Origin of the sequence: Epilithonimonas xixisoli, from assembly GCF_004365655.1 — a bacterium.
Lineage (GTDB): Bacteria > Bacteroidota > Bacteroidia > Flavobacteriales > Weeksellaceae > Epilithonimonas > Epilithonimonas xixisoli.
Genome location: NZ_SOEO01000003.1, coordinates 406903 through 422091, shown reverse-complemented (window position 1 = coordinate 422091; position 15189 = coordinate 406903). Strand labels below are relative to the sequence as shown.

The following is a 15189-nucleotide window of genomic DNA, read 5'->3' as shown; positions in this document are numbered from 1 at the left end:
TCTTAAACCAGTTTAAGTTTTTTCTGTTTTCGATTTCCCAACTTTGTACCATCAAAAAACAAAGAAATGGAAAACACCACAACCAATCACTTCCTACAACTGTTCTTGCGAATGGCTCTCTCGGTAACGATGTTGTCTGCAGTCGCAGACAGATTTGGATTTTGGGGTGACAATTCAGCTTGGGGCAATTGGCAGAATTTTGAAAATTACACCAAACAATTGACTTCATTTTTACCCGAAAGTCTGAGTATTTTCGGAGCTTACTTCGCTACAACTTTAGAAATAATATTTTCAATATTTCTTATCATCGGTTTCAAAACCAAGTTCACAGCTTTTGCAACAGGCATTCTCTTATTGATATTCGGTTTATCAATGAGCATTTCTTTAGGAATCAAAGCTCCTTTGGATTACTCGGTTTGGGTAGGTTGTGCTTCGGCTTTTTTGCTGGCGAGTCAGAATCAATATTATTTTAGCATCGATAACAAAATCAATCATTAATCAATTAAAATCAATAAAATGGACAAACGCATCAACATCAACACGGTAGAACCTCACGCTTACAAAGCTATGCTTGGATTGGAAGCTTATCTGGCTCAATCCGAAATCTCAAAAACCATCAAAGAACTCATCAAAATCCGTGCATCGCAAATCAACAATTGTGCGTATTGTCTCGCAATGCATACAAAAGATGCCTTAAAATATGGAGAAAACGCAGAGAGACTTTTCATCTTGAGCGCTTGGCACGAAGCAGAAACACATTTTACAGAAGAAGAAATTGTCGCGCTGAAAATGACAGAAGAAATCACCCAAATTGCTCAAAACGGACTAAGCAACGAAACTTATCAAAGAGCCTCCAAAGTGTTTTCTGAAAAGCAAATTGCTGAGATTATTATGGCAATTGTCACCATCAATGCTTGGAACAGAATTGCGGTAAGCACGCATCTTCAAATTGGGGAATTTTAATTTTCATTGATAATTTTTTTTAGACCTTGAGAATATTTATAAGCAAATGTTCTCAAGGTTTTATTTGAATAAAAAAATCCGGAATCCAGCCATCAGCCTATGAAAATTGAAAGCCGAATTCCGGAAAAAAAATAAACTATGAAACTATTAATCTTATTTTTATATACGAATTAATTCAGAATTTGGTTTTTAAAAATCACAAAAAAAGTTTCCTTTTTGGAGACGTTTTTACTTTTTGTAAATATTTTCTTCCCACAACTGGATGGCGTAATTCTTAAATGCAGTTGGCGCAGAATCGAAAGTTTTATCAAATTTATATGCTCCACCTATATATTCATTAGCGCCAAACTTAATTTTGTTTTCGCCTCGCATTGCGTATTTTTTGTTGCCCTCGTAAATCATCAATTTCAGAGTAACTGGGCTTACATCGCCGTGGCAACCGACTTTGTACATTATCCAGACTTCGGTGATTCCATTTTTGTTCAAATCTGTAATTACTGGAAATTGAGGATAAAATTCGGCTTCGATATCGACTGGACAGTCCGCCACAAAATCATACATTTTCCAAGTATGCGAATTATTTTTATCTAAACTAAAATTATAAGCAAACAATTCGAAGTCTGCACTGTCATCAAACTCGTGCCTGAATTTTTCATTTCTATGAGGACCTGACTCTGATAGAATGACCAAATTATCTCCAACTTCATCTTTCCATTGAACTGCTTTTTTCAAATTCCCATTATAAAGAATCGATTTTGGAATCTGAATAGAATCGATTTCAACAGCAATTATTGAATCCTTTTTATCGATATTTTTAACCTCAGTTTCATCAACTTGGTTTTTATCTTTTGAATTACAACTGACAATTAGCAATATCAGAAATAGAGGGAATAATAGTTTTTTCACAAGTGATTTAGTTTTTACTAAGTTAATATTTATAAAACAAAAAAACGCTTCCGAATTGGAAACGTTTTTCAATACTTTGTCAAAGTTCTAAATCTTTGACAAAGTTTATTTAATAAAACCTCTGCTTCTCAAAAGCGGTTTAATGTCTGCTCTATGACCTGTAAATGCTTCAAAAGCTTTGTTGAGATCTACACTGTTCCCAACGGAAAGAATGTATTTTCTGAATCTGTCACCGTTTTCTCTCGTCAATCCACCGTTAGCTTTGATCCATTCCCAAGCATCAGAATCCAAAGTTTCTGACCACAGATAAGCGTAATATCCAGCCGAATAGCCACCGCCCCAAATGTGTGCAAAATATGGCGTGTGGTATCTTGGCGGAACTTGCGGAACCAACAAGCCATACTTACTCAAAGCTTGATTTTCGAAATCCAAAACCGGAATCAGCTGGCTGTCAGAAGTTACCGTGTGCCAATTCATATCCAACGTTGCGGCCGCTACCAATTCTGTGGTTGCATAACCTTGGTTGAAGTTTGACGCTTTTTTGATTTTATCAATCAAAGACTGAGGCATTGGTTGTTTGGTTTGATAATGTAAGGCATAATTTTTCAAAATCTCTGGCTCCAGCACAAAATGTTCATTGATTTGAGAAGGAAATTCAACAAAATCTCTCGGGGTGTTGGTTCCGGAAATCGAAACATATTTTTGATCTGCAAACAAACCGTGCAAAGTGTGACCAAACTCGTGGAACATCGTTTCTACATCGTCATAAGAAATCAGAGAAGGTTTTCCAGGCGCAGGTTTTTGGTAATTGAAGACATTCACGATTACTGGTTTTTGTCCCAGCAAATGAGATTGAGGAACAAAATTATTCATCCAAGCGCCTCCACTTTTGTTGCTTCTCGTGTAGAAATCCAAATAGTAAAGTGCGAGAGATTTTCCGTCTCTGTCGAAAACTTCGTACGCCACAACATCCGGATGGTAAGTCGGAAGATCTTTTCTTACTTTGAAAGTGATCCCATAGAATTTCTCAGCCGCGAAGAAAACGCCTTTTTCCAAAACTGTTGTCACTTCGAAGTAAGGTTTGATTTCGTTTTCATCCAAATCATATTTTGCTTTTCGGACTTGCTCAGAGTAGAAATTCCAATCCCAAGGTTCTACTTTGAAACCGCCCTTTTGCGCATCTATCACTTCCTGAATTTCAGTTGCTTCACGTTTTGCGGTTTCTACAGCAGGCTTTGCCAATTGTGCCAAAAGTCCCATCGCCGCTTCCGGCGTTTTTGCCATTTGATCTTGCAAACTCCATTCTGCAAAGTTTTTCTTGCCGAATAGTTGCGCTTTTTGCAATCTTAGTTTTGCTAATTTCTCAACCGTTTCGCGTGTGTCATTCTCGTCGCCTTTTTCTGCTCTCGTCCAAGAAGCTTTGAAGAGTTTTTCTCTTGTAGCTCTGTTTTTCAAGTTTTGCAAAAGTGGCTGTTGCGTGGTGTTTTGCAACGCCAAAAGATATTTTCCTTTTTGCCCAGCTTGTTCTGCGTCTGTTGCGGCTGCGGCGATTTCGTCTGCGGAAAGTCCATCCAATTCTTTGACGTCAGAAAATAAAACCGCTCCTTTCTTTCTAGCTTCCAATAATTTGTTGCTGAATTGTGTGGATAAAGTTGCCAATTGCTGATTGATTTCCTTCAGTTTATCTTTTTTCTCTGCAGATAGATTGGCTCCGGCAAGTTCAAAGTTGGTGAGATAATACTCTGTCAATCTTTTGCTTTCTGCGTCTAGCTTGTCGGTTTTTACAGCTTTGAATCGGTTATAAAGTTTATCATTCAAATAAATCTTATCCGAATGAGACGCGAAAATAGGTGCAAACTCTTCCTCCAATTTTTGAAGAACATCATTGGTATTTGAGCTTGTGAGGTTGTAGAAAAGAATGGTTGCTCTTCCCAGAATTTCACTGCTGTTTTCTAATGCCAAAACTGTGTTCTCAAAAGTTGGAACCGCCTTGTTATTAATGATTTTATCGATGTTGGACAATTGTTCTTTCAAACCGAATTCAAAAGCGGGTTTGAAATGCTCGTCTTTGATTTTATCAAATTCCGGAGCTTGGTATTGCAAGGTGCTTTTTTTGAGAAAAGGATTATTGTTCATAGATTTTTCTGTAGTTGCAGATGTTTTTTTCTGCTGTGCATTTATCGTCAAATTCCCTGCGTTGATGGCAAGAAAAGTTATCAGTAAAGTGGTTCTTATTTTCTTCATTTAATAAAAATTAATTGGGGAATAAAAGTAATGAAAAGTGAGGGAATAATCGAAGTGTGTTTTTGAAAATTCGATTTTTAAACGAAACCCCAATCTATTGACTAATGTTGTTCTATGAGGAATCTGTAGCCCGACCTGAGTGGAGCTCATTTTTTGGGAATTGATCAATTTCTTTCGAAGATGAAAACGTGTGGCAAAAAATAGCGGGAACGGAGGGCGGATAAGCTACCCAAAACATTACTCTACTTATCCTCGTCCTCATCGCCACTCCAATGGTTTTCCTCGAAGGAAATGCTGTCCAATGCAAGCAATTCTGCTTCACGCTCCAATGTTTCTCGGAGGGTAAAAGTGATTAGGTTTTTGTCTTTTTCTTTAGCCAATCGTCTGGTCATCGCCTTATCGATAATCATAAATCGTTTGCCCATTCTTCTGGCTGTGTACTTTCGCATTCCGTTTTCCTGAAGGATATCAACTGCCATATCTACAGCGGTTCCCAAAGTTTCACGGTAGATATTATCAACTTTTTTATTGAGAAATTCGTAGGCGTCCAAACGGTTTTTGGCTCTTACGAAGATTTTTAGGTTGGGATAATTTTCCTTGGCGTAATCTACGAGCAATTTATTTTTCTCCGGATCATCCAAGCAAACAACGAGCAATTCTGCATCTTCGATTCCGGCAGAACGAAGCAATGCTGGTTTCGTAGCATCACCGTAATAAACATTGAAGCCGTTTGAGCGCAACAAAGCCACTCTGTCTGGATCATTATCCAAAACCGTGGAACGGATTCCGTTCGCTTTCAACAATCGCCCAACTGTACTTCCGAAATAGCCGAATCCTACAATGATAATTTTTCTTTGTTTGATGATGCCGAGTTCTACATTTTCTTCAGTTTTTTGTTTGATAAATCGACGATCCAAAACTTTTTCTTTGAATATCAAAAGCAGTGGTGAAATACACATCGTGATTGCTACGATTGCCATCAATTCTGAGTTGGCTTGATAATCAATTAAAAATAAACTGGCAGAAAAATTAATCAAAACAAATGCAAATTCACCGACTTGCGACAAGGCAAATGCAAGGAAAAAACTTTGCTCGTTATTCATCTTGTAATATTTTCCAATCCCGAATAAAACAGAAGCTTTGATGGCTAAAACTATAAATGCGGCGGAAAAAATGAAAACCGGTTTGGAAGCAATGATGTCAAAGTTAATTGTCGCACCAACGCTCACAAAAAACACAGCCAAAAGCAAACCTTTGAACGGATCTATATTACTTTCCAACTCGTGGCGGAACTCACTGTTTGCTAACATTACACCAGCGATAAACGCACCCAAGGCAGGACTCAAACCAATGGAAATCATCAATTCTGAAACGCCAATCACCAAGAAAAGTGAAGCGGCAGTCAATAGTTCATTCAATCCGGATTTTGAGACAAATCTTAAAAACGGAATGAAGATGTATCGACCTAATAAAATCAATGCCAGGACGGCTCCAATTACGGTAAATGGCTGTAACCATTCGGGAATATAATGAAGTAAAACTTTTTCGTGATCTGCCTGAGCAATGGCTTTTTGAGACTTTGCAAGAAATGGCAAAAGTGCCAAAATCGGAATCACCGCAATATCTTGAAATAGCAATATTGAAAAGGAAGATTCTCCGCTGACTGTCCGGAAGAGGTTTTTTTCCTTCAAGGTTTGCAATACAATCGCCGTGGACGACATTGCGAAACAAAGCGAAATGATAAACGATTTTTGAAGCCCAAAACCTGCGATGTAAAAAACAACGAAAATCCCGACAATACTGAGTAACATTTGACTCAATCCCAAACCAAGAATCCTTTTCCTGATTTGCCAAAGTTTCTGTGGTTCCAATTCCAAACCCACTAAAAACAAAAGCATTATCACACCCAATTCTGAAGCGTGCATAATATCTTCGGCATTTTTTCCCGTCAATTGCAAACAAAAAGGACCAATGATGATTCCGCCGAGAAGATAACCAATCACGGAACTCAAACCCAGTTTTTTCCCCAACGGTACCATAATAATGGCAACGCCCAGAAAAATTAGAATCGTCATTGCAATTGAGTTTTCCATCATTCCACCTTCAGTATTTGTGATAATTGTTTACACGAAATATCCAGTTGCAGATCGTCCAGATTGTCTGCATTGTAAACAATATGTGTTTTTTTCAGTTCGATATGATTGATGTCCAGCGAAACGCGAAGTCCTGTGAGTAGTTCTTCTGCGCTGGTTTTATATTTTCCTTCTTTGGAATAATTATTCTCGCTTCCGCCAACGCTTGTGATGATGAGCGCATCTTTTCCTGATAGAATATTGAGTCCACCTTCGGAGATCCAGCGCATATCAAAAACCTCATCTATCCAAAGTTTCAACAATGGTGGCAATCCAAACCAAATGATTGGAAAGTGGAAAATCAAACGATCGTACTCCACAATTCTTTTGCGTTCCCGAAATGGCTGAATATGAAAATCTGGATAATCCTCGTACAAATCTCGAAAAGTGACATTTGGAAACTCGTTATAGCATTCTAACAATCTAACATTGGTTGTAGAATGTTCGAAGTATGGATGCGCAAAGAGTACGAGTGTTTTTTTCAAAGAGAAATACGATTTTCGTAAATATAGTGATTTTCTGTTTTAATATCAAGATTTAATTCTTTGAAAATCATATTATTTTTCCTGAAATTTAATTAACAATAAAATAATTTTACGTTAACAAAGCCTTATTCACACTCATTTTCAAGCATTTTGCATTATATTTGCACATAGACCTAAAATAATCAGTTATCACAACAAATGTTTCAAAAATATAAATATCTTTTCGCATTATTCTATTTTTCATCTTCAATCTGGTCTTCATTTTATTCTCAACGGGTAGATTATATTTACAGTAATTTTAACGGTTATTGGAATACGGGGATGACATCTGTACCCATAAACAATGACAGCGAGCTTTTGGCTTTCCGATATAACAATGGCACAACAACGCGGGTTTACTCTACCGGTGTTAATAATTCCATTTTAAGCACTAATGGTGTCGCGTTTCAAAATACAAGATTCCGATCTCTGCCTATTAAAGATGTAAAGTTTCCAGGAAATGCTGCAGGCGCACCCAATTCCGGACCCGGCGGACCATTTTTATTTGCATTTGCTTCTGCAATTGATGGAAATGTGAATCAAGCGCTTACACCGCCTTTTACTTTTCCCGATTACAAAATATCTGCCGCATTGAACAGAGGGATTCAAGGAATGGGACTTGGCTCTGCATTGACGAACGTACCATCCACGACTCCATTTGAATTTACGCTTCAAAACAACCTAAATCCATTAAAAATAAACGACGGCACTCCTGATCTTTTTTTCACTCAGCAAGCAGATCCTGGTACCAATGGTTTTGACGAAGTCTGGTTCGAAGACAACAACGGCATTATGGTTGGAAATATTGTTACCATCAATTTTTCATCCAACACACAAAATCCTTCGGTTGGAAAATGGAATATGGATTTTTATGAAATCAAAGCCAACACACCAGTCTGGAACACCAATGGCGTGCGAGACATTCGACTTTTTGCTGTTGACATCAATTCCTTTGGCATCAACACTACCAATTACAGTTCAGTGAAAACGCTTAAATATCGTTTCAACGGTCAAAGTGATCCGGGAATCTTAGCTTACAACGAAGAGTCTTTTACTTTTTTCTTGGCTAATGATGATTTTGCCACCACCAATCCTAATACATCGGTCAGCATTCCCGTTCTTAACAACGACTTGTACAACTCAGCAAATCCCTTGACGTTGACCATTTTCACACCTCCAACAGAGGGAACAGCAGTGGTTTCCGGTAACAATATCATTTACACCGCAGCACCTAATACACAAACCAACAATGTGGTCACTTTTGAATATCAGATTTGCGATGGAACACAATGCGACAATGCATTAGTAACCGTTACAATCCCTGGAGGCTATTGCACCAAACCATTCAACAATACCGCAAGTGCCAACGCTACAAAAGTCGGAATCAACACACAAGCTTCTACTGCTGATAATTGGCCACAAAACATCCCGAACGGATTCATCGCTTTGGAATCTCAAAATAAAGGATTGGTAATCACCCGAACGACCGCGGCAGCCATTCCCGTAGCAAACCGAGTAGAAGGAATGCTAATTTACGACACAGCAGATAATTGTATAAAACTTTATAACGGATCCATTTGGCGTTGCATCCAAAGAATCTGTATTGATTGATTATGAAGAAAGCCTTATTAATAATTTCGATTTTCATATTTTCCGGACATTACCAATCACAAGTTGCCATTAGCAAGTCGCCTAATAATACAGGTGCCATTTTGGATTTTGCCACCGGAACCACAAACGGAATTATCCTTTCCGCAGTCACAACTCTGCCTGCAAGTCCTGCCAACGGCACTTTTGTAGTGGATAAATCTGACCTGCGGGTAAAGATGAGACAAAATAATACTTGGGTCAATATGAGCAGTCCCGGCGATTTGTCAAAAGTGGCTCAAAACTCAAGTTCCGAAGTTGGGAACGGTGTCATTATCGGCAGCAATACATCTTCTGCCAATGGCGTTTTGGTTTTGGAAGCAACAGACAAAGCTTTGGTTTTACCCAGAATTGCTTCACCTCAAACCAATGTCAGAAGTCCATATCCTGGAATGATCTGTTATGATACAACCTCAAAATCCGTTGCTGTTTTTGATGGGAAAGTTTGGAATTTTTGGAGATAAAAAAAGTCAAAACTCAATTGAATTTTGACTTTAAATTTTTATTAATGTAATCTACCAGCCACCAGAAGCACCTCCACCTCCGAAACTTCCGCCTCCGCCAAAGCCTCCGAAACCTTCGCCTCCACTGCTTCCGCCTCCAAATCCGCCACCGCCGAAACTGCCTGGGAATGGGAAAGGGAAGAATCCGCCTCGGTATCGTCGGTTTCCTTTTCGGGAAAGTGTGTAATCATCGTCCTCATCATTTCCTCGGTTGTTACCATTCATAATGCTTATTAGAATGATGATGATAATGACAATCAGAATAATACTGCCAATACTGATGCCGCCTTTGCTATTTTTCTTTTTTACAATCGGTTTGAATTTCCCTTGGACTGCTTCCATTATCGCAGAAGTTCCGCGGTCTATTCCGTTGTAAAATTCTCCTTTTTTGAAACTTGGCGTTACCAAATAATCCAGAATCTGACCCGCAACCGAAGCTGTCAAATATTGTTCAACCGCACGACCTTGTTGGATGGACATTGTTCTGTCTTCAGTCGCAATCAGGAAAACGACACCGTTATCAACACCTTTTTGTCCGATTCCCCATTTCTCGCCATACATTGTTGCGAGATAATTGACATCTTCGCCACTTGTGGTTGGAAGAATAATAACCTCGATTTCTGTAGAAGTAGAATCGGAGAATTTGATTAATTTTTGATTCAGCGCATCTTTTTCAGATTCCGAAAGTAATCCTGCTTTATCATAAACCGGATACAGAACTGCAGGTTTTTCCGGCACCAACTGAGCTTTGGAAAACAATCCAAAAACTAAGAATAATGCAAAGATATATCGTTTAAGAGAAGCTGAGATCATTTGGTAGTTCATTGATATTTTCCCCTTCGAAAGGGAAATATTTTTTCAGTTCGAAGCCTGTTTTCATGATGGCTTCTTTCAGTCCGTTGTGGTAATTTTCTTTAGCAAATTCAGCTGTGATCTCATCGTGAAGCGTGTCCCAAAAAGATTGTTTCACTTTTTTGTGAATGCCTTCGTCACCAATAATTGTCAGATAATGCTGTTCAAAATTCACATAGAACAAAACAGCATTTCTCTCCTTGGTATTGTGCATTTCCAAAGATTGGAAAATACTGAAAGCTTTTTTCGCAAAGTTATCTAAACCCGTAGAATCTATGTGCACACGAATCTCACCGGAAGAGTGGTCTTCAGCTAATTTGATGGCTTCCACGAGGGAAGCCATCTCTGTATTTGTAAGAAAGTGATTCATTATTCTGAGAAAACGGAAGGTGCGTTTGCTGATCCTTCTGTTGCTTTGAAAGTTGGTTTAGTTTTAAATTTTGGGAAGAAAGCGGCCACAATATTTCCCGGGAAAGTTTCCACAAGATTGTTGAAAGCTGTCACAGAACCGTTGTAATAAACAGTTTCTGAACGGATGCTGTTCTCAATTGCTGTGTATTCTCTCTGGAAATTGATGTACTGCTGATCTGCTTTCAAATCAGGATATTTTTCTACAACCATTAGCAATTTTCCTAATGCTCCACTCAATTGACCTTGCGCTTGTTGGAATTTTGCCATATCTGCTTCTGTCATATTTGTAGGATCTACATTTACAGCAGTTGCTTTTGATCTTGCTTCTACAACTTGTGTTAGAGTTTCTTGTTCAAATTTAGCATAAGATTTTACGGTTCTTTCCAAGTTAGGAATTAGATTCGCTCGTTTTTGATAAACCGTTTCTACGTTTGCCCATTTTTCCAGAACGTCGTTATTCGCCTGAACCATAGGATTATATCGACCTGCTATCCAGAAAACGACTAACGCTATTAATCCTAAAATTACGGCTACTACAATACAACCTTTACCTTTCATAGTTTGATGTGTTTTAAAAATTTAATTAAACCAAATATACAAATTAAATAAAACGAAGAAATTTTATTTTTCAGAAACCTTAGCTTCTTCCCAAAGTTCATCCATTTTTTCAAGATTCAAATCGGAAAGGTTAAGGTTTTTCAACTTCGCAATCTCTTCCATTTTCTGAAATCTGGAAATGAATTTCGAATTCGTTCTTTCCAAAGCTGTGTCAGCATTCAAGCCCGAAATCCTAGCATAATTAATCAAAGAAAAAAATACATCGCCTAACTCCTGCTCTTTTTTGTCAGCCTCAGTTTCTGCGTGAAATTCCTCCAGCTCCTCCTCCACTTTTGTCCAGGCATCTTCCGCAGAATCAAATTCAAAACCGATTCCCTTCACTTTATCCTGAATTCTGTAAGCTTTGATAATCGGCGGTAAACTCTTCGGAACACCTTCCAAAACGGACTTATTTCCTTCTTTCAATTTCAGTTTTTCCCAATTCTGCTTCACCGCTTCTTCATCTTCCGCAACAGCATCGCCATAAATATGCGGATGACGGAAAATCAGTTTTTCGTTCAGAGAATTAATCACATCAGCCATATCAAAACTCTCTTTCTCAGAACCTATTTTTGCATAGAAAACCAAATGCAGAAGCACATCGCCAATCTCTTTCTTGATTTCCAAAAGGTCATTATTCAGGATTGCGTCAGACAATTCGTAAGTTTCCTCAAGAGTCAGATGGCGCAAACTTTCCAAGGTCTGCTTCCTGTCCCACGGGCATTTTTCCCGCAAATCATCCATTATATCGAGAAGCCTTCCAAAAGCCTCCATTTTTTCCTCTCGTGTGTTCATAAATGATGAATGATATTTGATAAATGATTATTAATTTTATTCTTAATTATTTGGGCGCCTTTATCCATCCTCCGTTCCCGCTTTTTTCTGTCATTGCGAACGACGTGACTCAGTAAATTGAACTTTTCCCAATCGCAATAACAGAAAAAGAGCTCCACTCAGGCTGGGGCGCGCTTCGCAAGGTTCAACATTTGTCATCCAAAGTCAATTTCCATCAACTTTCAACCAACAACTATCAACTATTTTCTCACATCTTCAATGACAATATGACTGTTGATTTTCAACAATTCCTCCAAGAATTCATCTTGATTTTCTGGTGTGATGTAAAGGTCATTTTTATTTTTCGAAAAGACAATCAGTCCGCCCGTCGCAGTTCCACATTTATGAAAACCGCTCCACATTGTTTCGCCAATTCTGATTTTCGTGATTTTAAAAATATTGATTTTGAATACATTATAGATGACGCTAATTATCAGTTCTTCATCTTTGATTTTAATTTTAATAAAGAAAAAACTGATTAATATAACAGTGATTCCTCCCAAAATAAAAACCATCAACATTCAATCCCAAAAGTCGCTATCAAAATAAGACACAACCAAAATGACAGCAAAAATCAAAGTGATTCCTAAAAATATAGAACCATAAATCCAGTCTCTTCTGCTCTTATAAATTTTCATCAGTGTGATTTATTTTGCAACATCGGAACAAACTTGTAAACCCCAAATTCCTCTTTCTCAAACTGCATATCAGAAATTTTCGTAAATCGGTAAAGAATCTGTTCATCAGTTTTTCCAAGTGGAATTACCATTTTCCCTCCGACTTTCAATTGTTTCAGTAATTCGGTGGGCAAAACTTCTGCTCCACAAGTTACCAAGACTTTGTCAAAAGGTGCAAACGTTGGCAAACCCGCAAATCCGTCTCCAAAACTTTGAAACTTAGGTCTCATATTCAATTCTCTGAAAATCTTAGTAGAAAAATCATACAAATCTTTTTGTCGTTCAACCGTGTAAACCAAAGCTTTCATTTGGAGAAGAACTGCTGTCTGATAACCGCAACCAGTTCCTATTTCAAGGATTTTTTCGCCTTCATTCACTTCAAGCAATTCGGTTTGTTCCGCAACAGTTGATGGATGCGAAATGGTTTGTTTCGCCAAAATCGGGAAAGCGCGGTCTTCGTACGCATAATCCTCGAAAACACTTTCTATGAAAAGATGCCTTGGAACCTCGTTCATCGCAGACAAAACAAAACCGTCAGTGATTCCAATCTTCTGATGAAGATAATCCATTAATTGTTTTCTTTTCCCTTTGTGAACGTAAGTATCTCTCATTATTGCTGTTAGTTCTTTGTATTATAACTTGCAATTTCCGAAGGATAATTTTAAAATCCAAACAAGAATCATAATTTTCAACATTTATTAAAAATTTAATCCCAATTCAGATTAAACTTTATAAATTTGATTGTTTTTTTACCAAATATTTAAATAAACTTTTAATTAATTGAATGAACGAATGGATGTTATGCAGAAAATAAGAGCTTACATTAAAGGAACTGGCTCGTACGTTCCACCAAAAATTTTAAAAAATGACTTTTTCGAAAAAGTAGGTTCGTCCGACGAATGGATTTTCAAAAATCTCGGAATCAGAGAACGCCGAATTGCAGAAGGCGAAGTGACCAGCGATTTGGCCTACAAAGCAGGACTAAAAGCTTTGGAAAACACCGATGTAAAACCGGAAAATATTGACTTAATAATCGTCGCCACTTCTACGCCTGATCGTCAAGCGCCTTCAACCGCGTGTTTCGTTCAGGAAAAAATGAATTCACCACAAGCCGTTGCGTTCGATATTTCAGCTGTTTGCTCAGGCGGACTTTACGGGATTGCGATTGGTTGCCAATTCATAGAAACCGGAATGTACAAGAATGTTTTGGTCATAGGCGCTGATACTTTTTCGACGATTACGGATTGGGAAAGAAAAGATTCGGTTTTCTTTGGAGACGGTGCAGGTGCGATTTTGTTATCTGCAACAACTGAAGACAAAGGCTTTTTCGATTTCAAATTGCACGCAGACGGAACGGGGAAATATCATTTTAATATTCCAGCAGGAGGTTCGGAAATGCCAGCTTCGGAAGAAACTTTGAAACAAAAACTTCACTATTTCCAAATGAACGGCAAAGAGGTTTTCGAAACTGCAACCAGAGTTTTACCAGAAACAATCGACGAAATATTGGAAGCCAACAAAATGACTTCTGACAATGTAGATTGGGTAATCCCACATCAGCCGAGCATCAGAATTCTTCAGGAAACGGCCAGAAAAACAAACATTCCTTTCGAAAAAGTGATGACGAATATGGACAAATACGCCAACACTTCTGGCGGAACAATCCCAATCGTCCTTGATGAAACGTACAAAAGTGGAAAAGTAAAACCTGGAAACATCTTGCTTTTCGCAGCGGTTGGCTCGGGCTGGACTTGGGGAACTGCGCTTTATAAGGCATAATTGATAAATGATGATTGATAAATGATAATTGATTATTAAAATAAAATCAGACAAGATTATGAGGTCTATAATCTATTCGTCTATAATCTTAAAGTCTCAACAAAAATGTTAGAAAATCAAACTTTCCTGATTACGGGAATTGCAGATGAAAATTCTTTGGCGATGAAAACCGCTGAGAAAATATTAGAAAACAACGGAAAAGTCGTTTGCACAGGTTTGGGCGTGACACCTTTCCACAACAATCTTTCGGAAAAAGCGGCTGGATTTCTCAATAAAAACTACGAGGATTTTGAATCGGCTTGTAAGAAAGTTTTGGGTAATGATGTTTACACCGCGCCTTTGGATGTGACGCTTCCGGAAAGTTTAAAATTCCTTGCTGAGGATTTGAAAAATAAAGACATTCAGCTGAATGGATTTCTACACGCGATTGCGATGGACAAAACCATCCGAAACAAATCTGTAAAACCAATGCTGGAAGTAACGGCTGAGGAATTCAATGATACGATGAATGTTTCGGCATTTTCATTGATTTCGTTGTGTCACGCTTTGTTGTCCAATGGCGTTTTGCAGAGAGGTTCTTCTATTGTTTCGTTGAGTTATATCGCAGCAGAAAAAGTTTCGTTTTTCCCTTACATCAATATGAGTATTGCAAAAGCCGCTCTCGAAAGGCTGACGATTGAAATGGCTTATGAATTGGGAAAAGAATACGGAATCCGCGCCAACGCCATCAGATTTTCGCCTTATATGGGAAGCAAAGCTGGCAATGCAACGCTGAAAATTGAAGATGTGGAAAGAGCTGACAGAATCAGTCCGCTTGGAAATGCTTTGCCTGAAGATTTGGCGCACGAGATTGTTCATCTGTTCCGAAAAGAAACGAGAATCACTGGAGAAATCCGTCACGTGGATGGTGGTTTTCACATTATGGGATAATTTGGGTTTGAGAGTTGGAGTATTTTAGAGTCTTAGAGTTTTGAAGGTCTTCGAATCCGCTAAGAGTGACAAATCTAATTTTAACAATTTATTCTCAGCGATGTCAGGCTGAGGCTCTCTAAGCCTTATCTAGAGAAAGCCTTATCTATATTAAAGTTTAATAACAAATCTCTCGCAGATTTGGCGGATT

16 protein-coding genes are annotated in these 15189 nt (G+C 38.2%); 6 read left to right on the top strand and 10 right to left on the bottom strand.

Annotated features, from left to right (window positions below; genetic code table 11):
• Positions 1-66: 66 nt before the first annotated feature.
• Complete coding sequence (locus B0I22_RS14015; RefSeq protein WP_246022244.1) at positions 67-498, top strand: DoxX family protein; 432 nt, start codon at positions 67-69, stop codon at positions 496-498.
• Positions 499-516: 18 nt separating this feature from the next.
• The gene (locus tag B0I22_RS14010; RefSeq protein ID WP_133945895.1) at positions 517-963 is read left to right on the top strand and encodes a carboxymuconolactone decarboxylase family protein; all 447 of its coding nucleotides are present in this window, start codon (positions 517-519) and stop codon (positions 961-963) included.
• A 228-nt stretch (positions 964-1191) separates the two neighbouring features.
• On the opposite strand, the gene B0I22_RS14005 is transcribed toward B0I22_RS14010, so the two are convergent.
• The 4 genes from B0I22_RS14005 to B0I22_RS13990 all read right to left on the bottom strand — a co-directional run bounded on the left by B0I22_RS14005 (position 1192) and on the right by B0I22_RS13990 (position 6730).
• Positions 1192-1869 carry a M949_RS01915 family surface polysaccharide biosynthesis protein gene (locus B0I22_RS14005; RefSeq protein WP_133945893.1) on the bottom strand — a complete coding sequence of 226 codons (678 nt, stop codon included), beginning with the start codon at positions 1867-1869 and terminating at the stop codon, positions 1192-1194.
• A 105-nt stretch (positions 1870-1974) separates the two neighbouring features.
• Positions 1975-4005 carry a M3 family metallopeptidase gene (locus B0I22_RS14000; protein ID WP_425459604.1) on the bottom strand — a complete coding sequence of 677 codons (2031 nt, stop codon included), beginning with the start codon at positions 4003-4005 and terminating at the stop codon, positions 1975-1977.
• A 350-nt stretch (positions 4006-4355) separates the two neighbouring features.
• The gene (locus tag B0I22_RS13995; protein WP_133946576.1) at positions 4356-6206 is read right to left on the bottom strand and encodes a monovalent cation:proton antiporter-2 (CPA2) family protein; all 1851 of its coding nucleotides are present in this window, start codon (positions 6204-6206) and stop codon (positions 4356-4358) included.
• On the bottom strand, positions 6206-6730 hold the full coding sequence (locus B0I22_RS13990) for an NAD(P)H-dependent oxidoreductase (protein ID WP_133945889.1): 525 nt from the start codon (positions 6728-6730) through the stop codon (positions 6206-6208). The genes B0I22_RS13995 and B0I22_RS13990 overlap by 1 nt, the downstream gene beginning before the upstream one ends.
• 198 nt (positions 6731-6928) lie before the next feature.
• Here B0I22_RS13990 and B0I22_RS13985 point away from each other — a divergent pair, with 198 nt between their 5' ends.
• Positions 6929-8380: an Ig-like domain-containing protein gene (locus B0I22_RS13985; protein ID WP_133945887.1), complete on the top strand. Its 1452-nt coding sequence runs from the start codon at positions 6929-6931 to the stop codon at positions 8378-8380.
• A 2-nt stretch (positions 8381-8382) separates the two neighbouring features.
• A complete protein-coding gene (locus tag B0I22_RS13980) occupies positions 8383-8880 on the top strand; it encodes a hypothetical protein (protein WP_133945885.1) in 498 nt (165 codons plus the stop codon).
• 51 nt (positions 8881-8931) lie between these two features.
• On the opposite strand, the gene B0I22_RS13975 is transcribed toward B0I22_RS13980, so the two are convergent.
• From B0I22_RS13975 to B0I22_RS13950, 6 genes are all read right to left on the bottom strand, one after another.
• Positions 8932-9732, bottom strand: coding sequence for a TPM domain-containing protein (locus tag B0I22_RS13975; RefSeq protein ID WP_133946574.1), 801 nt, complete (start codon positions 9730-9732; stop codon positions 8932-8934).
• Positions 9713-10144 carry a TPM domain-containing protein gene (locus tag B0I22_RS13970; RefSeq protein WP_133945883.1) on the bottom strand — a complete coding sequence of 144 codons (432 nt, stop codon included), beginning with the start codon at positions 10142-10144 and terminating at the stop codon, positions 9713-9715. The genes B0I22_RS13975 and B0I22_RS13970 overlap by 20 nt, the downstream gene beginning before the upstream one ends.
• Positions 10141-10740 carry a LemA family protein gene (locus B0I22_RS13965; RefSeq protein WP_133945881.1) on the bottom strand — a complete coding sequence of 200 codons (600 nt, stop codon included), beginning with the start codon at positions 10738-10740 and terminating at the stop codon, positions 10141-10143. The genes B0I22_RS13970 and B0I22_RS13965 overlap by 4 nt, the downstream gene beginning before the upstream one ends.
• A gap of 63 nt (positions 10741-10803) precedes the next feature.
• The gene (gene mazG / locus B0I22_RS13960) at positions 10804-11574 is read right to left on the bottom strand and encodes a nucleoside triphosphate pyrophosphohydrolase (protein ID WP_133945880.1); all 771 of its coding nucleotides are present in this window, start codon (positions 11572-11574) and stop codon (positions 10804-10806) included.
• Between the two features lie 239 nt (positions 11575-11813).
• A complete protein-coding gene (locus B0I22_RS13955; protein ID WP_133945878.1) occupies positions 11814-12134 on the bottom strand; it encodes a PH domain-containing protein in 321 nt (106 codons plus the stop codon).
• A 116-nt stretch (positions 12135-12250) separates the two neighbouring features.
• Positions 12251-12901 (bottom strand): protein-L-isoaspartate(D-aspartate) O-methyltransferase, encoded by a 651-nt coding sequence (locus B0I22_RS13950; RefSeq protein WP_133945876.1) that lies wholly within the window; start codon positions 12899-12901, stop codon positions 12251-12253.
• Positions 12902-13091: 190 nt separating this feature from the next.
• Here B0I22_RS13950 and B0I22_RS13945 point away from each other — a divergent pair, with 190 nt between their 5' ends.
• Together B0I22_RS13945 and B0I22_RS13940 are read left to right on the top strand one after the other, a co-directional pair.
• Positions 13092-14069 carry a 3-oxoacyl-ACP synthase III family protein gene (locus B0I22_RS13945; RefSeq protein WP_133945874.1) on the top strand — a complete coding sequence of 326 codons (978 nt, stop codon included), beginning with the start codon at positions 13092-13094 and terminating at the stop codon, positions 14067-14069.
• A 105-nt stretch (positions 14070-14174) separates the two neighbouring features.
• Positions 14175-14999 carry an SDR family oxidoreductase gene (locus B0I22_RS13940; protein ID WP_133945872.1) on the top strand — a complete coding sequence of 275 codons (825 nt, stop codon included), beginning with the start codon at positions 14175-14177 and terminating at the stop codon, positions 14997-14999.
• Positions 15000-15189 lie beyond the last annotated feature (190 nt).

Coding starts and splice junctions, on each gene's coding strand:
- B0I22_RS13985 (WP_133945887.1), top strand. CDS start 6,929: ATGTTTCAAAAATATAAATATCTTTTCGCATTATTCTATTTTTCATCT.
- B0I22_RS13950 (WP_133945876.1), bottom strand. CDS start 12,901: ATGAGAGATACTTACGTTCACAAAGGGAAAAGAAAACAATTAATGGAT.
- B0I22_RS14000 (WP_425459604.1), bottom strand. CDS start 4,005: ATGAACAATAATCCTTTTCTCAAAAAAAGCACCTTGCAATACCAAGCT.
- B0I22_RS13945 (WP_133945874.1), top strand. CDS start 13,092: ATGCAGAAAATAAGAGCTTACATTAAAGGAACTGGCTCGTACGTTCCA.
- B0I22_RS14015 (WP_246022244.1), top strand. CDS start 67: ATGGAAAACACCACAACCAATCACTTCCTACAACTGTTCTTGCGAATG.
- B0I22_RS13955 (WP_133945878.1), bottom strand. CDS start 12,134: ATGTTGATGGTTTTTATTTTGGGAGGAATCACTGTTATATTAATCAGT.
- B0I22_RS13975 (WP_133946574.1), bottom strand. CDS start 9,732: ATGATCTCAGCTTCTCTTAAACGATATATCTTTGCATTATTCTTAGTT.
- B0I22_RS13995 (WP_133946576.1), bottom strand. CDS start 6,206: ATGGAAAACTCAATTGCAATGACGATTCTAATTTTTCTGGGCGTTGCC.
- mazG (WP_133945880.1), bottom strand. CDS start 11,574: ATGAACACACGAGAGGAAAAAATGGAGGCTTTTGGAAGGCTTCTCGAT.
- B0I22_RS14010 (WP_133945895.1), top strand. CDS start 517: ATGGACAAACGCATCAACATCAACACGGTAGAACCTCACGCTTACAAA.
- B0I22_RS13980 (WP_133945885.1), top strand. CDS start 8,383: ATGAAGAAAGCCTTATTAATAATTTCGATTTTCATATTTTCCGGACAT.
- B0I22_RS13940 (WP_133945872.1), top strand. CDS start 14,175: ATGTTAGAAAATCAAACTTTCCTGATTACGGGAATTGCAGATGAAAAT.
- B0I22_RS13965 (WP_133945881.1), bottom strand. CDS start 10,740: ATGAAAGGTAAAGGTTGTATTGTAGTAGCCGTAATTTTAGGATTAATA.